Source organism: Carbonicoccus niuqiaonis, assembly GCF_050157065.1.
Taxonomy (GTDB): Bacteria; Actinomycetota; Actinomycetes; order Propionibacteriales; family Propionibacteriaceae; genus Avipropionibacterium.
This window is the reverse complement of record NZ_CP189573.1, coordinates 3,835,029-3,851,095: the sequence shown is the minus strand read 5'-3', so window position 1 is coordinate 3,851,095 and position 16,067 is coordinate 3,835,029. Positions and strand designations below refer to the sequence as shown.

The following is a 16,067-nucleotide window of genomic DNA, read 5'->3' as shown; positions in this document are numbered from 1 at the left end:
GTTGATCTTGGTGTCGTGCAGTGGTGCGGCTGGTTCAGCCGGCAACCTGCTTCTTGAACTGCGTCGCCGGCTTGAAGCCAGGAACCGACGTCGCGGCGATGGTCATCTCCTCGCCGGTACGCGGGTTGCGACCGGTGCGCTCGGCGCGGTCACGCTTCTCGAAGGTGCCGAACCCGGGCACCGCCACCTTCTCGCCCTTGGCAACGCTGGCGGCGATGCTGTCGAACACCGCGGTCAGAGCGCGCTCGGCATCGGCCTGGGTCAGCTCGGCGCCCTTGGCGACGGCATCTACGAGGTCCTTCTTGCTCATGGGAATCCTTCATCTCTAGCGGCTGGTCCGGGCCACTCTACTGCCCCGACCCCACTGTTTCGTGGATTCAGCGCGGCCTGCTTGGTCAATTCAGCACGTCTCGCCCGGTCCGGGACCGAACTCGTGGCCGCCGAAGACGTACTCCTTGACGTAGGAGTGGTAGCCGGCGAACTTCTCCAGGTCGTACGGGTTGCCCGGGTAGCTGGCCTCGCTCGAGTACATCGAGATCGGAGTGCAGCGGGCGTAGTAGTACCCGATCACGTCGGCGAAGTTCTCGTTGGCCTGTGGGTCGGCACTGTCCCGCACCCCGTACGGGGAGATCGGCCCCAGCTCGGCGTACACCCCGAGGTAGGCGTTGTAGCCCTCGGTGGCGCGGACGTTCGACCACATGTGCGCCAACTCGTGGACGGTGAACCAGGCAAGCGTCTCCGGCGTCGCCGCGGACCCCTCGATCTGGGCCACGTCGATGTGCAGCAGGCCGTCTGAGCGCCAATGGCCCCAGGTGCCGGGGCCGTTGGTGTCGGCGATGATGCTGAACCCGGAACCGGCCCGCTCCAACAGCGTCGACAGGTACGGCGTGCACCCCACGTCCTCCATCGCCGTCCAGAACGCGCGCAGCGTGCGCTCGGCCTGCGGGCTGGTCCAGCTGTGCGCCCCGTCGGTCAGCGAGATCCCATGCCGGGCACGGATCTGGGCGATCGCGTCGGCGGCGTTCCCCGGGTACGGGGCACCCTCGCAAGCCTCCCCGCCGGTGGCCGGCGGCGTGGGCTCCTCGGCCGAGCCGCCTTCACAGGTCGGGGCGACCTGGCCGTCGGATCCGGTGTGGACCCAGGCGTCGGAGACGAATCCCTGGCCCTCGACGTAGTCCCACCAGGTGCTGCTGACCCCGGCGATGTCGTTGATCACCTTCGGACCCTGCTGCTGGCAGGTGATGACGATCTTGGCGCCCTCGGCCAACTGTCCGACGACCTGGCCGGAGAGGCCGGGCTCGTCGCGGACGTTCAGCGTCGCGCCGCCGAGGTCCCACACGGTGGCCTCGAACCCGGGCTGGGTGTCACCGGGCTGCGCGCCGCCGAGGTCGGCGGCGGTGCAGTCACGGGCCACCTTGCCGGCCGAGCCGGTGTAGACCCAGGCGTCGGAGACGAATCCCTGCTGTTCGGGAAGGTAGTCCCACAACGAACTGGTGACACCGGCGATGCCGTTGGTCACCGTCGGGCCGGTCACCTGGCAGCGGATCGCGATCGACTGGCCGGCCTCGACCGTACCGACGACCTCACTGTCGGTGGTCGCCTCGGCGCGGACCCGGAGCGACACGCCTCCGGTGTCCCAGACCTTCGCGGTCACGTCCGGTTCGGTGGTCGGCGGCGGAGTCGGCGAGGTGCCCTCGCCGCCGTCGACGATGCCACCGATGATCTGCTTCAGCTCCGCCACGTTCGCCAGGCTCTTCGCGCGGGTCGGGGCGAAGTTGATCAAGGTCGGCCACGGGTTGTCGAACTGCGTGCCCTCGACGAAGCACCAACCCTTGAAGGCGGATCCGACCGCCAGGCACTCGGAGTCGGCCTCGTCGGCGACGAAGTGCACGCCGACCGTGGGGTTGCGCATCAGCCAGCCCTGTCGCAGGTCGCCATGGTCGGCCAGCACCGTCTGGTGGACCGACGACCCGGCGGGATGTCCTGCCTCGGTGAGGGTTGCGGTCAGTGCGGCGTCGGCGCTGCCGTAAACCGAGGCGGCGTAGGCCTCGATGGTGGCCAGCGAGTGGTTGTACGGCTGGACCGCACCCGGGCCGACCTGCCACGCCGCGCCGCGGGCACACACGTACAGCGGATCGTCGGTGTGGTGGACGTCGTCGCCGGTCTCGGCGCAGTTGTTGTAGTTGCGGTAGTCGGCCGGCTCGAGGTCCATCACCCCTTCCTTCAGGATCCACCAGCTGGCGCTGGCAAGGGCGTCCAGCCGCTGGTCGCGGTCACCCTCGAGTTGGGGGTAGACGGTCTCGGAAAGCCAACGCAGGTTGGCATCCTGGTTGTCGTTCAGCTCGACTCCGCCGATCACGATGCCGTTGTTCTCGGCATGGGCCGGTGGTGGCGATCCTGCCGCGGCTGCGGTCACGGTCATGACAGCTGCCGCAGCGAGGACCGCCACGCGTCGGAGTCGGTCGATCACGGGTGTGGACATGATCAGCCTTTCTCGTGGTGGCGTCGCCGCGGTCGGCGATGCCGGATGCTGATCACGCTAGGAACCGCTCGGTCCGAACTGGTGGGTAACTGATTGCCTGTAACGGCAGCTTTGGTCGGAGTCGGTGACCCCGACACCGCACTAGCGTCGTGAGGTTGGGCGGTACGGCGCGTCGGGGTCCTCCCCGAAGTTCTCGTCCTCCACGACCTCCACTTCGTCCAGGTCCCCGTCCAGGTCCTCGTCCAGCTCGTCGTCCAGGTCCTCGTCGTCGACCTCGGCGGGGGGTCGGCTGCCCAGCCGGACGGCCGCGACCCCGATGGCGGTGGTCAGCGGCATCGCCAGCACCAGGCCGATCGAGCCCACCACGGTACGGAGGATCTCGGCCGAGAACACCTCGGTCTGGATCACCTCCCACATCCCGCGCTGGTAGACCGAGATCAACAACAGGGTTGACAGCGACGCGCCGGCGGTCGCGAACGCGATCGTGTAGACGGTCGAGGCGATGTGGTCACGCCCGATCCGCATCGCCGAGGTGAACAGCTGCGCCGCGCTGCGCTGCCCACTGTTCGACAGCTCCCACACGGCCGAGGCCTGGGTGATCGTGACGTCGTTCATCACCCCCAGGCCGGCGACGATGATGCCGCAGATCACGACCGAGGTGAGTTGCATGTCCGGTGCGCTGGCGGCGAGCAGGTAGTCCTCCTCGCTGGCGACTCCTGTCAGGTGTGCCCATCTGGTGGCGACCACCCCCAACCCGGCCGCGACCGCCAGTCCGAACAGGGTCCCGAGCAGAGCGGTCGTCGTTCTCGCACTGAACCCGTGGGCGGTGTAGAGCACCACGAACATGATCGCCGAACTGCCGACCAGTCCGACCAGCACCGGATCATCACCCGACACCAACGCCGGGAACATGAACTGGGTGATGACCACGGCGGCGAACCCCAACCCGACCAGCCCCATGAATCCGCGGAACCGGGCGACCACGACCACCGCCACACAGAACCCCAGGATGAACACGATCAGCGGTGTGCTGCGCTCGAAGTCGGCGAACTGGTAGGCCGCCCCGCCGTCGGGCAGCGGGATCCGGAAGAGCTTGACCTTCGTCCCCTCCTTCACCCCGGAGGCGTAGTGCGCCGCGGTGAACTCGACCTGGACGATGCTGTCCTTCTCCGGCCCCTCGGTGACCTGCACCTCCCCGGAGGCGCAGGTCGACTCCACCCCCGGCACCGAGCCGACCTCGCCGTCACAGCTGTGCTCGGTGACCGAGACCACCCGGCCGGTCGGGATGGTGAGCCCCTCGACCGAGTAGCTGGAAGTGTCGCTCCGGATGTGGTCCGCCACGTCGTGCGGCCACATCACGATCATCGCCACCACCGTCCAGACGGCGATCGGGATGACGATCAGGATCATCGTCTTGAAGGCGCGTCGTTGGTGCGCCTCCGCTTCCGGAGTCGTCTCGGCATGCGTGTGGGTGTGCGTGTGAGACACGGTGAGTCCGCCTAGGGTTGGGGTCGTGGTCAAGTCACCGGGGCGATGGGAGAACCGTACGCCGTCCTCGCCTCGTTTGACGCAACGTGGCTGGGGCGTCGCCCTCACGACCGCGACCATCGCGCTGGCCCTGGCCACGGCCATCGTGGGCAACCTGATGCCGGGCCTGCCGCCCCGTCAGGGTGGCGTCCCCGAGCCGTCCGGGGTGGTCAGCACCGGCCCCGCCCCACCCGTCACGCCCGCCCCACCCGTGACACCCGGACCATCCACCTCACCCGGACCGATGGCATCCGGCACGCAGCCGACGGAACAGCGCGACCCCGACGACGGGCCGCAGCCCGGGCCGTACCCCAAGATCCCACCGAAGGGCCCGGGGACGTTCGCCCGAGCCACCGCCGAGCTGCCGAACGGGCCCCGCCGCGGCCGGGTGATCCGCTGGGCGGTCCAGGTCGAGCACGGCATCCCGGTCGATCCGGACGAGGCGGCGAAGGTCATGCACGCCACGTTGAACGACGAGCGGAGCTGGAGCGGCGACGGATCGGTGAGTTGGGTGTTCACCCCCAGCGGTGAGGTCGACGTGACCGCCTACATCTCCTCGCCGGCCACCACCGACAAGTTCTGCCTCGGCGGGACCGGCGGCACCCTGTCGTGCCGGGTGCAGGAGAAGGTGGCGCTGAACGCCATCCGGTGGACCCAGGGCGTCCCGCAGTACGAGGGCGACCTGATCGCGTACCGGCAGTACCTGGTCAACCACGAGTTCGGCCACTTCGTGGGCCACGGGCACGTCGGCTGCCCCGGGAAGGGCAGACTCGCCCCGGTGATGATGCAGCAGTCCAAGTCGGTCGGCGCCTGTCGCCCGAATCCGTGGCCCTACCCGAACGGCCGCTGATGCGCATCCTGCTGCCGCCGTCGGAGTCGAAGCGGCCCAACCCGCGACGTGGTCGCCCCGTCGACCTGGCCGCGCTGCCGTACCCGGAGCTGGAGCCGGTACGGGCAGAGGTGCGGCAGGCGCTCGACACGTTGACCCGTACCGCCGATCCGACGCGCGCGCTGGGCGTACCGCCGGGGGTGCTCGACCAGGCGCTCGCCAACCTGGACCTGCTCGCCGCGCCGGCGCGGCCCGCGATCGAGGTGTACGACGGCGTGCTGTACGAGGCGCTCGACTGGGCGACGCTCAGCCCCCGGGCCAAGCGCCGGGCGCGCGACCAGCTGTTGATCCAGAGCTCGGTGTGGGGGCTGGTCGGGCCGCAGCACCGGATCACCGGCTACCGGATCAACGCGTGTGCGGCGATGCCGTCGGAGCGCAAGGTGGAGACCGCCTGGCGCGACGTGCTGCCCGGCGTGCTGGCCGGTCTGATCGCCGACGGGCCGATCGTCGACTGTCGCTCCGGCACCTACACCACGATGGGGCGGGTACGGCCCGCGCACCCGGTCCGCGTGTTCCAGGTCGTGGACGGCGTTCGTCGGACGGTCTCGCACCACGCCAAGCACACCCGAGGTCTGGTCGCGCGCTGGCTGCTCGAGGCCGACCGCACCCCACGTACCCCCGGCCAAGTGGTCGCGGAGATCGGCCGGCACGCCGACTGCACGCTGGTCGGCGACACCATCGAGGTGGTGGCCTGATGGTCGGCCTGGAACGTCGCTGGCGGCCCGACTGGCCGCTCGACCGGGGTGGCCTGCTGGCCGCGCACCGGCGCGGTGCCGGCGACCCGACGCACCGCCGGGTCGGCACCGGTGACCGGGCCGTGTGGTGGCGCGCGACGAGCAATCCGGAGGGGCCGGTGCTGCTGCGGCTGGTCCCGGGGTCCGGGGAGGTCGTCGCGACCGCCTGGGGTGCCGGCGCCGAACGGGCACTCGCCGAGCTGCCGGCGCTGCTCGGCGCCGACGACGACCCGTCCGGTTTCACGCCGGCACATCCGCTGGTCGCCGAGGCGCACCATCGCATCCCCGGCCTGCGGATCGGCCGCACCGGCGCGGTCGCCGAGGCGCTGCTGCCGGCCTGCCTCGAGCAGGTCGTCACCTCCGGGGAGGCTTACGCCGCCTTCCGGATGTTGGTGACCGCGTACGGTGACCCGGCACCGGGACCGGCCGGTGACCCCGACTCGCCGGCGGCCGGGATGCGCCTGCCGCCGACGCCACGGGCCTGGGCGACCGTCCCGAGCTGGCAGTTCCTGAAGGCCGGCGTGGAACCGCGTCGCTCCCGACCCCTGGTCCGCGCCGCGACCCGCGCCGACGCACTGGAACGGACCCTGACCCTCGAGCCCGCCGCGGCGGACCGGGCACTGCAGTCGCTGCCCGGGATCGGCCCGTGGACCTCGGCCGAGACCCGGCAACGGGCCCACGGTGACGCCGACGCGTGGAGCATCGGTGACTACCACGTGGGCGATGCGATCACGTACGCGCTGCTGGGGGAGAAGCTCGGCGACGAGGTCGCGACCGAACTGTTGGAACCGTACGCCGGGCACCGCTACCGGGTACAGTGCCTGGTGTTGCGGGCGGTCGGGGTGGCGCCCCGCCGAGGACCCCGCCGGACACTGCCGACACATCTGCCCCAGACCTCGTACCGTTGGCCCTGAGTGAGTTCGAGGAGGTGCCACCATGACCGAGGACAAGCAGGCCGCGTTCGACGCCTACGTCACCCAGATCACCACCGAGGACTACGGTGCGGTGACCGACATCGTCAAGGCCGTCCGCAAGCCGGGCCGTCCGCCGGCCGCCGCCATCCGGGTGCTCGACTCGTGGTACCTGCAGCAGGCCAAGGAGGCCAGCATGCGGGCCGCCGGGGCGAACCTGCCACTGTCGGGTGACCGGATGGTCGCCGACGATGCGCGCGCCTCGTTGCGCCGCACCGCGATCTACCTGATGGCGCTCACCGAACTGCACGGCCTCGACATCTCCGACGTCGAACGGCGCAAGACGCTGGTCGCCGGCATCCTGCTCGGTGAGGAGGGGGCCGACATGGCCTCGAGTGTGCTGCTCAGCCAGGGCGGCCGGTGGGCGCAGTCGCTGGCGACCGGCCGGGCGGTGTCGATGCTCGGCGGCGGCAACCCGTTGGTGGGCATGATGTTGGGCAGGATCGTGGACGGTGGGATGTCCGCGGCGATGGCCGGCGGCAGTGAGGCGGTCAGGGCCCAGGCGGTGGTGATGCAGGCGCGCAAGGCGTTCGGTGAACCACCCGACCTGTTCCCCGGGCAGCGCCGTGTCAAGCCGAAGCCGGAACCCACCCCGAAGTCGGCGATCTACGCCCGGGCGCTGGCACGGACGATCCACAAGGCGCGCAAGCGGGCCGGGGGCTCGGAGTAGTCAGCGGGTCGGGTCAGAGGTTCTCGTGGTTCACATGGCGTGACCAGACCAGGCAGTAGATGCCGAAGCAGGCGAAGCCGAGGCCCATCACGACCAACAGCACCATCCCGAACGGCTGGTCCTTCAGTGCCGTCAGCGCCGCGTCCATCCCGCCGGCGCGTGAGCTGTCGGCGGTGACCGCCGCCCAGCAGAACAGGCCGCCGACCAGCCCGATCGCGACCCCCTTCACGATCCAGCCGATGGTGCCCAACTTCTTCGCCCACTCCGGAGCGCTCGGCTGCAGGTCCTCGGTGGCGAACTTGCGGCGGATGCCCTTCACCACCTGCGACACCCCGATGCCGATGATCACCAGACCGACCACGCCGACCAGCAGTTGACCCATCGGCGCCGCCATCAGTGTCGCCGAGGCGGACTGGGCGCCGTCCTGGGAGCCGCCACCGGAGCGGCCGGCGATCGCCAGCCGGAGTGCGGTGACACCGAGGGCCGCGTACGTGATCGCGCGGCCGGCCGAGGAGATGCGTTTGCGTACCTTCTTGGTCGTCTTCTTGTCACGGTGCCCCAGTGCCGCCTCGAGCAGCTGCCAGACGGTGAGCGCCAACAGCCCGATCGCGAAGATGATCATGAGGACGTTGCCGAACGGTTTGGCGACCAGGTCCTTCAGTGCGCCACCGGTGGAGGTCTCACCACCACCACCACCGAACGCCACCTGGACCGACAGCCAGCCGAGGAGCAGGTGGATCACGCCGTAGCAGACCAGCCCCAGGGTGACGAGCAGCCCGTACGCCTTGCTCCGTTGGACCTGCTGCCCGGCCTGTTCGGCCGAGGCGCGGGGGTTGGTTGCCATGGGATCTCCTCGTGGTCGTGGGCCTCGCAGGTCAGCGGCGGTCGCGGTCCTTGTCGGGCAGGAAAAGGTTCAACACGAAGCTGACCACCGAGACGATCAGCGCGCCGAGCATCGCCCACCAGAAGCCGTCGACCCGCCAGCCGAGCTGGAGCCGTTCGCTGAGCCAGGAGGTGAGCCAGAGCATGAGTGCGTTGATCACCAGCAGGAACAGTCCGAGGGTGAGCCACACGAACGGGTTGGTGAAGAACCGGAACACCGGCTTCACGATCGCGTTCACCAGCCCGAAGATCACCGCCACGAAGCCGAGCACGACGACCGCCCGCACCGGGTCGGTGGTGTCCAGGATGATCCCGGGCACCAGCCAGGTCGCCACTCCGAGCGCGATCGCGTTCAGCACCAGCCGGAGCACGAAGGTCATGGCAGGTTCTGCTTCTCCGCGCCGATCGTGGTGTCGTCGCCGTGCCCGGTCCGTACGACGGTGTCGTCGGGCAGCGCGAACAGCTTCTCGGTGATCGAGGCGACGATCGTCGGGTGGTCGGAGTAGCTGCGGCCGGTCGCTCCGGGGCCACCGTTGAACAGCGTGTCACCGGAGAACACCGTGTTGAGCTCCGGCAGGTGGAAGCAGACCGCCCCCGGCGCGTGGCCGGGGGTGTGGATCACCGTCAGCGTCGCACCGGCCACGTGAATCTGCTGTCCGTCGCGGAGTTCGCCGTCGGGCGCCGAGGAGTGCGTCTGGTCCCACAGCACCCGGTCGTCGCGGTGCAGCATGATCGGCGCCTCCACCCGGCTGGCGAGCTCAGGGGCGACCCGGACGTGGTCGTCGTGGGCGTGGGTGCACAGGATCGCCAGCACCCGCCGGCCGCCGACCAGGTCGACGATCGCGTCGGCGTCGTGCGGGGCGTCGATCACCACGCACTCGGCGTCGTCACCGACCACCCAGACGTTGTTGTCGACGTCGAAGGTCTGCCCGTCCAGACTGAACGTGCCCGAGGTGACGACGTGGTCGATCCGGACACTCATCGTTCCCCCTCCAGCACCACGACCGACCGCAGCACGTCGCCGGTGTGCATCTTGGCGAACGCCGCCTCGACGTCGTCGATGCCGATCCGTTCGGTGACGAACGCCTCCAGCGGCAGTCGGCCCTGCAGGTACAGGTCGATCAGCATCGGGAAGTCGCGATCCGGCAGGCAGTCGCCGTACCAGCTGGACTTGAGGGCGCCGCCGCGGCCGAACACGTCGGCCAGCGGGAGCTCGAGCTTCATCTCCGGGGTCGGGACGCCGACCAGCACGACGGTGCCGGCCAGGTCGCGGGCGTTGAACGCCTGGACGTACGTCTCCGGGCGGCCGACGGCCTCGATCACGACGTCGGCCCCGAAGCCGCCGGTCAGCTCCTGGATCGCGGCGACCGGATCGGCGGACGAGGAGTTGACGGTGTGGGTGGCGCCGAGCTCCTTGGCGCCGGCGAGCTTCCGGTCGTCCAGGTCGACGGCGATGATGGTGGCCGCCCCGGCGAGTCGGGCGCCGACGATCGCGGCCGTACCGACCCCGCCGCACCCGATCACCGCGACCGAGTCACCGCGGCCGACGTTGCCGGTGTTGATCGCGGCACCGATGCCGGCCATCACCCCACAGCCCAGCAGCCCGGCGACCGCCGGCTCGGCCTGCGGGTCGACCTTGGTGCACTGCCCGGCGGCGACCAACGTCTTCTCGATGAACGCGCCGATGCCGAGCGCGGGCGACAGCGCGGTGCCGTCCTCGAGCGTCATCTGCTGGGTGGCGTTGTGGGTGTTGAAGCAGTACCACGGGCGGCCGCGGCGGCAGGCCCGGCAGTTGCCGCAGACCGCACGCCAGTTGAGGATCACGTAGTCGCCGGGGGCCAGGTCGGTGACGTCGTCGCCGACCGCCTCGACGACGCCGGCGGCCTCGTGGCCGAGCAGGTACGGGAAGTCGTCGCCGATGCCGCCCTGCTTGTAGTGCAGGTCGGTGTGGCAGACCCCGCAGGCCTGGACCTTCACCACGGCCTCGCCCGGCCCCGGGTCCGGGACGTTGATCGTCACCAGCTCGACGGGGGCGTCCTTGCTGCGGGCGATGACACCCTGCACCTGTTGCGACATCGCTTCTCCTTCGGTCGGCCGTTTGTGGGCCATGCTAGGCAACCGGTTCGTCCGCGCTGCCGCGGGATCGCAGGAGGCATGATTCATCACCGTTACGCATGCCGCTCATTACCGATATCAAGTTTGACCTGAAGTCGAGTTGAGGTTGGATGGTGGCTTGGACCACCACGCCGCATCGCACACGCCCGAGGGACCTGCACACATATGACTACCGAGGTGTCGGCCGACACTGACCCCACCACGTCGCCCGACGCCAACCTCCCGACGGCCCCGGTCGCCCTCGCGGAACTGGATCGTCCGCCGCGGATCGCCGCCAAGCCGGAGAAGACCCGTCGGGTCACCTCGCTGTGGCGGCTGCGCAACTACATCAAGCCGTTCGCCCACCGGTTCCTGTTCAGCCTGGTGATGGCGCTGTGTGGGATCGGGCTCGGCCTGGCGACACCGCTGCTGACCCGGGCGGTGATCGACGGACCCGTCGCCCACAGCGACTACGCCGGCCTGTACACCCTCGGTCTGGCGGCGCTCGGCCTGGGCATCGTGGAGGCCATGGTGATGTGGGGCCGCCGCTGGGTGGTCAACGTCGGCACGGTCGGGGTCGAGACGCTGATCCGCAAGGACCTGTACGCCAAGATGCAGCGGCTGCCGATGACCTTCCACGGCCAGTGGCAGTCGGGACAGCTGCTGAGCCGGATCATGAACGACTTGTCGATCATCCGGCGCTTCGTCGGTTTCGGGCTGACCTTCCTGATCGTGTCCACCCTGCAGATCCTGATCGTCACCGTCCTGCTGCTGCAGATGTACTGGCCGCTCGGCATCATCGTGGTGCTGATGGGCGTGCCGATCATCTGGCTCTGCCTGGTCAACCAGCGCCACTACACGCGGCTGTCGCGGTTGGTGCAAGACGGCGTCGGCGATGTCGCGTCCACCGTGGAGGAGGGCGTCCAGGGGTTGCGGGTGATCAAGTCGTTCGGCCGTGCCACCCACATGTTCCACAAGTTCGACGCCCGGTCGGTGCACCTGTACGGGGTGTCGATGGAACGGGTACGGCTGAGCGCCCGGTTCTGGACCTTCCTCGAGGTGATCCCGACCCTGACGCTGATCACGGTGCTCGGCATCGGCGCCTGGGCGACCGGCACCGACCGGATGACACTGGGCACACTGGTCGCGTTCATGACCTTGATGCTCAGCCTGGTCTGGCCGATCTCGTCGATGGGGTTCCTGCTGGCGCAGTCGCAGGAGGCGATGACCGCGGCCGACCGGGCCGCCGAGGTGCTCGACGCCGAGCTCAGCATCCACGACGGTGACGTCACCCTCGACCCGGAGGCGGTGACCGGGCACCTGCGTTTCGAGGACGTCCGGTTCCGGTTCGCCGACTCCGACACCGACCTGCTGCACGGGGTCGACCTCGACATCGCCCCGGGCGAGACCATCGCCCTGGTTGGTGGCACCGGGTCGGGCAAGACGCTGCTGACCTCGCTGGTGCCCCGGCTCAACGACGTCACCGGCGGTCGGATCACCATCGACGGGACCGACATCCGCGACCTGAAGCTGAAGCAGCTGCGCACCCTGGTCGCGACCGCGTTCGAGGATCCGACCCTGTTCTCGATGTCGGTCCGGGAGAACCTCACCCTGGGCCGGCCCGAGGCCACCGACCAGGAGATCGCGGAGGCGATCGAGGTCGCCCAGGCCGGTTTCGTGCACGACCTGCCGTGGGGTCTCGACACCCGGATCGGCGAGCAGGGGATGAGCCTGTCCGGCGGCCAGCGGCAACGGCTGGCACTGGCGCGGGCCGTGATCGTGCAGCCCCGGGTGCTCGTGCTCGACGACACCTTGTCGGCGCTCGACATCCACACCGAGGAACTCGTCGAGGCCGCCCTGCGCCGGGTGCTGGTCGGGGTGACCGGAATCGTGGTCGCGCACCGCGCGTCCACCGTGCTGCTGGCCGACCGGGTCGCGATGTTGATCAACGGCCGGATCGCCGAGATCGGGACCCACTCCGACTTGTTGGCCCGGGTGCCGGAGTACCGCGAACTGTTGTCGGCCGAGTTCAACGCCGAGGCCGAGATGGACGACATGGCTGACCTGGCGGCTGACGCCGAGCGGTCGGGGGAGGCGAACCGATGAGCATCCAGCAGACCGCCGGCCCCGATGATCGCGAGCTGCGCCGCCGACTGGCCGGCCGTGCGCCGGTCGCCGACGACAAGGCCGTCGAGGAGTGGCGCGGGGTCGCCGCCGAGGACGCCTCGGACCACGAGATCCAGGGCAAGCGGAGCCTGTTCCTGAAGCGCCGCAGCCGAGCCCTGCTGTGGGACCTGCTGAAGCCGTACCGGTGGCTGATGCTGCTGCTGGTCGGCGTGGTGCTGGTCGAGAACGCGGCCCGGCTGTCGATCCCGTGGCTGGTCAGCCGCGGCATCGACCTCGGTATCCCGCCGCTGCAGGAGGACGGTGTCGCGACCATCCTGTTGCAGACGATCCTGATCATGGTTGTCGCGGTGGTCATCCAGACCGTCAGCCGGATCGCGTTCCTGCAGCTGTCGGGCAAGCTCGGCCAAGACGTGCTGCTGGAGCTGCGGCGGCGGATGTTCAAGCACTTCCAGAAGCTGGATGTGGCGTTCCACGAGAAGTACACCTCGGGGCGGGTGATCTCCCGCCTCACCAACGACATCGACGCGATCATGGAGCTGCTGGCCAACGGGTTCGACGGGTTGATCACCGCTGCGCTGACCTTGATCGGCATCGGCATCTTGTTGTTGACCATGGACTTCCACCTGGGCGCGGTCACGCTGATCTGCTTCCCGCTGCTGATGTTGCTGGTCCGCTGGTTCTCCCGCGCCAGCAGCAAGAACTACCGCAAGGTCCGCGAGATGGCGGCCCTGGTGATCGTCCAGTTCGTGGAGACGATGAGCGGCATCCGGGCCGTGCAGTCGTACCGCCGCGAACCCCGCAACCAAGCGCTGTTCAACGAGCTCGCCGACGGGTACGGCCGGACCAACGTGCGGGCGATGCGGCTGGTCGCGATCTTCTCGCCGTCGGTGAAGTTGATCGGCAACGTCACCATCGGTGTGGTGCTGATCTACGGCGGGTCGCGCGTCCTCGAGGGCGAGATGACCGTCGGGGTGCTGGTGGCGTTCCTGCTCTACCTGCGGCAGTTCTTCGAGCCGATGCAGGAGATCAGCCAGTTCTTCAACAGCTTCCAGTCGGCCAACTCGGCGCTGGAGAAGATGTCGGGGGTGCTGGAGGAGGAGCCGTCGGTCGCCGAGCCGACCAAGCCGGCTGCCCTGCCCGACCCGCACGGTCACGTCCGGTTCGATGCGGTCGACTTCCACTACGTCGCCGAAGCCCCGGTGCTGCCGGGGCTGCAGCTGGACATCCCGGCTGGGCAGACGGTCGCGCTGGTGGGCACCACCGGTGCCGGCAAGACCACCATCGCCAAGCTGATGTCACGGTTCTACGACCCGGTCGGCGGCACTGTCAGTCTGGACGGTGTCGACCTGCGTGACCTGTCCGACGTTGACCTGCGGCGTGCGGTGGTGATGGTCACCCAGGAGAACTTCATGTTCGACGGGACCGTCGCCGACAACATCCTGTTCGGGCGACCCGACGCGACCCGCGAGGAGGTCGTGGCAGCAGCCCGGGCCGTCGGTGCCGACAGCTTCATCGACGAGATGGCCGACGGGTACGACACCGACGTCGGCAAGCGCGGTGGCCGGTTGTCGGCCGGTCAGCGGCAGTTGATCGCGTTCGCCCGGGCCTTCCTGGCCGATCCGGCCGTGCTGATTCTGGACGAGGCGACGTCCAGCCTCGACATCCCGTCGGAGCGGTTGGTGCAGCAGGCGTTGCGCACCGTCCTGGCCGACCGGACCGCGGTGATCATCGCGCACCGGTTGTCGACGGTCGAGATCGCCGACCGGGTGCTGGTGCTCGAACACGGCCGCATCCTCGAGGACGGCCCACCGGCGGAGTTGACCGACGTCGACGGTGGCCGGTACGCCGCACTGCACGAGGCCTGGGTCAACTCGCTGGCCTGACCGTCCCGTTAACTTTCTGGTGACCTCGTGGGGCGAGGTCAGCGGACGGTGATCGTCTTCGTTTCGGTGACGCCGTCGCTCTGCCCCGACATGTCCGGTGCGTTCACCTCGATCACGTACGTGCCCGGCTCGGTCACCTCGAAGGTGAACTCGAAGTCGCCGTACTCGCCGTTGGCGCCGGCCATCACGTAGTGAGAGGCGACCTCGGTGCCGTCGGACTCGCGGACCACCCGCCACACCAGGTTGCCCTCGAAGGCGGTGCCGTTGCCGGTGACCTTGACGGTGCCGGGGGACCGGACGTCACCGTGCTGCGGGTCGATGATCCAGACGGTGCTGCGGGCCTCGCCGTCCCGGCTGACGGGGTCGCCGACCTGCTGCACACCCCAGGCCAGTCCGGGTTCGCCGTCGATCAGCACGGTCACGGTGCCCGGTGTCTGGGCGGCCGCGGTCGCGGTCCACACCAGTTGCTGGATGGCCATCGTGGCGTCGGCCCGGCTGACGGTGGCGGTGTCGTCCATCGCTGCGGCGGGCAGGTCGACGGTCAGGTCGTCGCCGTCGCGGGTGATCGTCACCTCGGTGCTCGGGCGCCACATGCTCCGGTAGTCCGGGTCGAGGGGTTCCTCACTGAGCATCGCCACCACGGCGGTGGTGGTGCGTTCCCCACGGTCGGGCACGGTGCGGAACTCGCGGTGGAGCTTGCCGTCGGCGCCGATCCAGTAGACCGGGATGCCGCCGATCGTGCCGGGCGGTGCCGGGGTGGCGGGGGCGGTGCTGCTGGGGGCCGGCGGCGGCGTCTCGACGGTCGACGACGACGGCGCCGGCTGTTCGGCGGTGGACGGGTCGGGGGCCGAGTTGGCGGCACCGCCGGGTTCGGCCTGGCTCAGCTGCTGGGCGTTGTTGCGCTGGATCAGCACACCGGAGAGCATGCCGATCGCGACGATGAAGACGCCGGCGGCCGCCACCAGCCCGACCAGCATCGGTCGTCGAGAGGTTGCGGTGGTCCGGGAGGTGATCTCGTCGAACCGGTGGCCGGGCTGGATCTGTTCGGCCTGCCGGTTGAGCGCGCCGGCCAAGGCGTGCTCCAGTTCCTCGTCCTCGGGCCCGTGCAGGTTCGTGACGTCGCGGTTCATGCCCAGCCTCCTTCCTGCTGTTCCCCGAGCTGTCCCAAGGTCTGCCGTAGCGCCGCCATGGCGCGGTGGGTGTGCGACTTCACCGATCCGACACTGATGCCGAGGGCCTCGGCGATCTCCGGCCCGCTGGCGTCGGCGTAGTAGCGCATGATCAGCACCTCTCGTTGTCGCTCGGGCAGTTCGCGGAGGGCCGCCAGCACGCGTTGGTCGTCCTCGGCCCGTACGGCCACCTCCTCGGGACCGGGCGGCGCGGGTGGCGGCAACGGCCGGAGCCTGGTCGCGACCTCGCGGTGCCGCAGCTGGGAGCGGGCACCGTTGACCACACTGGTGCGGAGGTAGCCGACGGCGTCGTCAGCACTCTCGAAGCGGGACAACCGCTTGTAGATCCCGACGAATGCATCCTGGGCCACCTCCTCGGCACGGTCGTTGGAGCCGAGCAGCAGAGCGGCCAGCCGCACCATGCGGACCCACTGCCCCTCGTACAGCTCGCGGAGCACGTCGTCGGCACGGGACACGGGAACACTCTGCCAGTCGACCTGTGGCGCTGTCATGGCACTCACGCCCCCAACACGCCGGAGGGTGCCGAAAGGTTGTCATGACGTACCGGGGTCGGCACGAGGATGGGGGCCGGACGATAACGTGGGGCCACCCCAGTCGGACCCACCGGTCGGGCGGGGT

15 protein-coding genes are annotated in these 16,067 nt (G+C 69.6%); 6 read left to right on the top strand and 9 right to left on the bottom strand.

Going from position 1 to position 16,067, the window contains the following annotated elements:
- Nucleotides 1-34 precede the first annotated feature (34 nt).
- The 3 genes from ACQBAU_RS17535 to ACQBAU_RS17525 all read right to left on the bottom strand — a co-directional run bounded on the left by ACQBAU_RS17535 (nt 35) and on the right by ACQBAU_RS17525 (nt 3,970).
- Nucleotides 35-310 carry an HU family DNA-binding protein gene (locus ACQBAU_RS17535; RefSeq protein WP_434549677.1) on the bottom strand — a complete coding sequence of 92 codons (276 nt, stop codon included), beginning with the start codon at nt 308-310 and terminating at the stop codon, nt 35-37.
- 90 nt (nt 311-400) lie between these two features.
- On the bottom strand, nt 401-2,482 hold the full coding sequence (locus ACQBAU_RS17530) for a hypothetical protein (RefSeq protein ID WP_465259409.1): 2,082 nt from the start codon (nt 2,480-2,482) through the stop codon (nt 401-403).
- A gap of 141 nt (nt 2,483-2,623) precedes the next feature.
- Nucleotides 2,624-3,970, bottom strand: coding sequence for a YibE/F family protein (locus ACQBAU_RS17525; RefSeq protein WP_465255420.1), 1,347 nt, complete (start codon nt 3,968-3,970; stop codon nt 2,624-2,626).
- Nucleotides 3,971-3,995: 25 nt separating this feature from the next.
- Here ACQBAU_RS17525 and ACQBAU_RS17520 point away from each other — a divergent pair, with 25 nt between their 5' ends.
- From ACQBAU_RS17520 to ACQBAU_RS17505, 4 genes are read left to right on the top strand one after another with little or no spacing between them, the layout of a single operon-like run.
- On the top strand, nt 3,996-4,859 hold the full coding sequence (locus ACQBAU_RS17520) for a DUF3152 domain-containing protein (protein ID WP_434549674.1): 864 nt from the start codon (nt 3,996-3,998) through the stop codon (nt 4,857-4,859).
- A complete protein-coding gene (locus ACQBAU_RS17515; RefSeq protein ID WP_465255421.1) occupies nt 4,835-5,593 on the top strand; it encodes a YaaA family protein in 759 nt (252 codons plus the stop codon). Before ACQBAU_RS17520 ends, ACQBAU_RS17515 begins: the two co-directional genes overlap by 25 nt.
- Complete coding sequence (locus ACQBAU_RS17510) at nt 5,593-6,546, top strand: DNA-3-methyladenine glycosylase family protein (protein WP_465255422.1); 954 nt, start codon at nt 5,593-5,595, stop codon at nt 6,544-6,546. Before ACQBAU_RS17515 ends, ACQBAU_RS17510 begins: the two co-directional genes overlap by 1 nt.
- Before the next feature lie 22 nt (nt 6,547-6,568).
- On the top strand, nt 6,569-7,273 hold the full coding sequence (locus tag ACQBAU_RS17505) for a hypothetical protein (RefSeq protein WP_434549671.1): 705 nt from the start codon (nt 6,569-6,571) through the stop codon (nt 7,271-7,273).
- 13 nt (nt 7,274-7,286) lie between these two features.
- On the opposite strand, the gene ACQBAU_RS17500 is transcribed toward ACQBAU_RS17505, so the two are convergent.
- The 4 genes from ACQBAU_RS17500 to ACQBAU_RS17485 are packed head-to-tail and all read right to left on the bottom strand — an operon-like array spanning nt 7,287 to nt 10,231.
- Nucleotides 7,287-8,117, bottom strand: coding sequence for a DUF1206 domain-containing protein (locus ACQBAU_RS17500; RefSeq protein WP_465255423.1), 831 nt, complete (start codon nt 8,115-8,117; stop codon nt 7,287-7,289).
- A gap of 31 nt (nt 8,118-8,148) precedes the next feature.
- Nucleotides 8,149-8,535: a phage holin family protein gene (locus tag ACQBAU_RS17495; protein WP_434549669.1), complete on the bottom strand. Its 387-nt coding sequence runs from the start codon at nt 8,533-8,535 to the stop codon at nt 8,149-8,151.
- On the bottom strand, nt 8,532-9,137 hold the full coding sequence (locus ACQBAU_RS17490) for an MBL fold metallo-hydrolase (protein WP_434549668.1): 606 nt from the start codon (nt 9,135-9,137) through the stop codon (nt 8,532-8,534). The genes ACQBAU_RS17495 and ACQBAU_RS17490 overlap by 4 nt, the downstream gene beginning before the upstream one ends.
- On the bottom strand, nt 9,134-10,231 hold the full coding sequence (locus ACQBAU_RS17485) for an S-(hydroxymethyl)mycothiol dehydrogenase (RefSeq protein WP_465255424.1): 1,098 nt from the start codon (nt 10,229-10,231) through the stop codon (nt 9,134-9,136). The genes ACQBAU_RS17490 and ACQBAU_RS17485 overlap by 4 nt, the downstream gene beginning before the upstream one ends.
- Nucleotides 10,232-10,447: 216 nt before the next feature.
- Between ACQBAU_RS17485 and ACQBAU_RS17480 the strand changes: the two genes are divergently transcribed.
- Nucleotides 10,448-12,355 (top strand): ABC transporter ATP-binding protein, encoded by a 1,908-nt coding sequence (locus ACQBAU_RS17480; RefSeq protein WP_465255425.1) that lies wholly within the window; start codon nt 10,448-10,450, stop codon nt 12,353-12,355.
- A complete protein-coding gene (locus ACQBAU_RS17475) occupies nt 12,352-14,259 on the top strand; it encodes an ABC transporter ATP-binding protein (protein ID WP_465255426.1) in 1,908 nt (635 codons plus the stop codon). Before ACQBAU_RS17480 ends, ACQBAU_RS17475 begins: the two co-directional genes overlap by 4 nt.
- Before the next feature lie 38 nt (nt 14,260-14,297).
- Here ACQBAU_RS17475 and ACQBAU_RS17470 read toward each other — a convergent pair whose 3' ends face one another.
- Nucleotides 14,298-15,389 carry a Gmad2 immunoglobulin-like domain-containing protein gene (locus tag ACQBAU_RS17470; RefSeq protein WP_465255427.1) on the bottom strand — a complete coding sequence of 364 codons (1,092 nt, stop codon included), beginning with the start codon at nt 15,387-15,389 and terminating at the stop codon, nt 14,298-14,300.
- Nucleotides 15,386-15,904, bottom strand: a complete 519-nt coding sequence (locus ACQBAU_RS17465; protein ID WP_434549663.1) for a SigE family RNA polymerase sigma factor — start codon at nt 15,902-15,904, stop codon at nt 15,386-15,388. Before ACQBAU_RS17465 ends, ACQBAU_RS17470 begins: the two co-directional genes overlap by 4 nt.
- Nucleotides 15,905-16,067 lie beyond the last annotated feature (163 nt).